This window comes from Bathymodiolus heckerae thiotrophic gill symbiont (genome assembly GCF_900128515.1).
Lineage (GTDB): Bacteria > Pseudomonadota > Gammaproteobacteria > PS1 > Pseudothioglobaceae > Thioglobus_A.
Genome location: NZ_FQTP01000130.1, coordinates 1 through 2,971 on the forward strand (window position 1 = coordinate 1; position 2,971 = coordinate 2,971).

A 2,971-nucleotide genomic window follows, 5' to 3' on the forward strand; every position below is an offset into this window, starting at 1 on the left:
CCGGGGCGCCCTCTGTCTGGCGCTACGGAAACTGTTTCATCACTGCTTGTTTTATTCTTACGTGGAATAACTTCTTGGAGGATTTTGAAAACAGTTTCTTTCAAAGGTTTGCTTGTATAGATGTGTTGCAAGCCCAGCAGGATGAGTGGAATATCATCGCGCGATGTGACGTCAATGACGATGTTGGCAATATCGACTTGCCCGATTTCCAGTTGTGACGATATGATGTTTCTCATGGATCTGATGCGAAGTTTTAATGAACCGGGCTATTCTTGAGGGCTTAGTCTTTGCCAGTTCGGTTTGTAGAAATAAATACTTGTTAAATAACAATGACATAATGATTTTTTACGATAACCACCAAAAAGGGATGATCAGAATCTTCAATGCTATTATTGGGTGTTATTATACCATAATGGATTGATTTAAAAGAGTATTATTTATTTCGTGCAAGCACTAGGTATAACAGGTGAGCAACATCGAATTGTTTTTCTGGTTGATGAAATTGGCCAGTTTATTGGTCAAGATACTCACCTTATGTTGAGCCTGCAAACGATCACTGAAAACCTCGGCACATTGTGTCATGGCAGAGCCTGGGTTGTGGTCACATCACAGGAAGATATTGATGCGGTATTGGGTGAAGTCAAAGCATCCAAAGCCAATGATTTCTCAAAAATTCAAGGGCGATTTAAAACGCGTTTGTCATTATCCAGTGATAATGTTGATGAAGTCATCCAGGCAAGGCTATTAAAGAAAAAAGAAAATTTCACCGATGAACTAGCAGGTATTTACAAAGATAAAGCCGATATTATCAAAAGCCAACTCAGCTTTTATAAAGTGGGAATGACGTTTAATTCATATAAAGATGAACAGGATTTTATCAATCACTACCCTTTTGCGCCGTATCAATTCCAGCTAATTCAAAAAGTCTTTGAATCAATCCGTAAAGTAGGCGCAACTGGCAAACACCTAGCCCGTGGGGAACGTTCCATGCTAGATGCCTTCCAGACGCTGCATTACAAGTTGCTGATCAGGAAACAGGACTTTTGATTCCTCTATATCGCTTTTACTCCTCTATCGAATCTTTTCTTGATACCAGTGTAAAACGCACTATCAACCAGGCGGCTAGTAACCCAGGTTTAGAATCATTTGATATTGGATTACTGCGTATCTTATTTCTGATTCGTTATGTTGAAGAAATAAAAGGTAACGTGTCTAATTTAACTACCCTATCTATTACCCAGATAGATGCTGACAGATTAGCCTTAAAACAACAAATCGAAGAAAGCCTACTTAGATTAGAAAGAGAAACATTAATCAGCCGCAATGGTGAAGACTACTTTTTCCTGACTAATGAAGAACAGGACATTAATAAAGAAATTAAAGCCGTTGAAATTAGCAGCACCGAAGAAGCCAAGGAAATGGGCGAACTGATTTATGAAGATCTGCTAAAAGGACAAACAAAATTTCGATACCTGAAAAATAGTAAAGATTTTAATTTCGCCAGACTTTGTGATGCTCACCCAATCGGCAACAAACTAGACTATGAATTAATCGTCTCTGTAATTACTCCATTGGCTGATGATTACCAGAGCTATGATCCTTCACGCTGCATAATGCAAAGTACTCAGGAAAATGGACAAGTTATCTTCAAATTAACGGATGATGCATTGCTAGGTCAGGAACTACGTACCTACTTAAGAACTGAAAAGTATATCCGCTTAAAAAATAGTGATTCCTTACCGCATACAACTAAACGCATCATTCAAGATCGAGCTGATGAAAATCGTCAACGCCACAAACGCCTGACTGATCTCGTTGAAACAGCGATACATCAGGGTGAATGCTATGTTTGCGGTCAAACGCTCACAGCAACTGCAACATCAGTAAAAAATCGTCTGGATAATGCTCTTCACTATTTAGTAGAAAACAGCTTCTCCAAACTAAGCAAACTAACGCCGTTCAAGGGCGACCATCTAAAAGAAATTCAAGCATTATTACGCAGTAATGACATTAATCAGCAAACCGTACTGGATAATATGCCTGAAACAAACCCTGATGCATTACAGGAAATTCGTTCATATATCGATCTAAGCACTCACAGTAGCCACAAAATAATTTTAAAAGACATAATTGGTCGTTATGAAAAAAGACCCTATGGCTGGCCTGAGTGGGACTCTATGCTGCTACTCACACATCTACTGGTAACTAATGAAATCAACCTATTATTAGATGCAAGCCCTCTTAGCCGAGATCGTATTTTTGAGGATATAAAAAAGCCCAGCAGCTGGGCAAAGATTCAGGTCATTCGTAAAAAGACATTGGATAGTCATACCTTGCAAAAAGCCAGACAATTAGGAAAAGATATCTTTGCTAGTATGGGACCCGATGGAGAAGAACCCTTATTCAATTACTTGCACCAATCAGCACAACAGTGGCAAGAACAACTTAAATCATTTAAACCGCTGGCAGATACAGGAAGCTATCCCGGTAAAAAAACCATTGATCAATCCATCAAATTATTAGATCAATTACTGCATGACAAAGACAGTTACAGTTTTATAGAAAAATTTAATCGTTTGAAAAATGAGCTACTGGATCTATCTGACGACTACCATGACCTGCATAATTTCTACCAAAACCAGAAAACTATCTGGACAAAACTGACATCTGCATATCAATTAGCTAACCAAAATAGACATTCACTTGATAAAAACCCAGATGCAGTCAGCATACTGACACAAATTGACAACATCTTAAAATCTGAATCTCCTTATGGAATCATCAATCAGGCAGAACAACTGATCTCAAAAATCACCGCCATTAATGAACAGCTGATTGATGAAAAAAGAGGCTACCAACTTAAGACGGGACAAAATTCAAGGCTAGCAGCTGAATTCTTGTATCATAAAGTTAATGACTAAAAAAACAGAACCACACAAAAAATACGAGCAGCTAGCAAAGCAATTATTAC

The 2,971-nt window shown here is 38.3% G+C and carries 2 protein-coding genes and 1 pseudogene; 2 read left to right on the plus strand and 1 reads right to left on the minus strand.

Annotation, left to right across the window (positions count from 1 at the left end; genetic code table 11):
• Nucleotides 1-236 (minus strand): annotated as a pseudogene (locus tag BTHERMOSOX_RS10040) (ISNCY family transposase); the annotation flags it as partial.
• A 208-nt stretch (nucleotides 237-444) separates the two neighbouring features.
• Here BTHERMOSOX_RS10040 and BTHERMOSOX_RS10045 point away from each other — a divergent pair.
• A complete protein-coding gene (locus BTHERMOSOX_RS10045) occupies nucleotides 445-1,047 on the plus strand; it encodes a hypothetical protein (RefSeq protein ID WP_138121026.1) in 603 nt (200 codons plus the stop codon).
• Entirely contained in the window at nucleotides 1,044-2,921 is a 1,878-nt protein-coding gene (gene brxC, locus BTHERMOSOX_RS10050; RefSeq protein WP_138121027.1) for a BREX system P-loop protein BrxC, read from the plus strand. Before BTHERMOSOX_RS10045 ends, brxC begins: the two co-directional genes overlap by 4 nt.
• Nucleotides 2,922-2,971 lie beyond the last annotated feature (50 nt).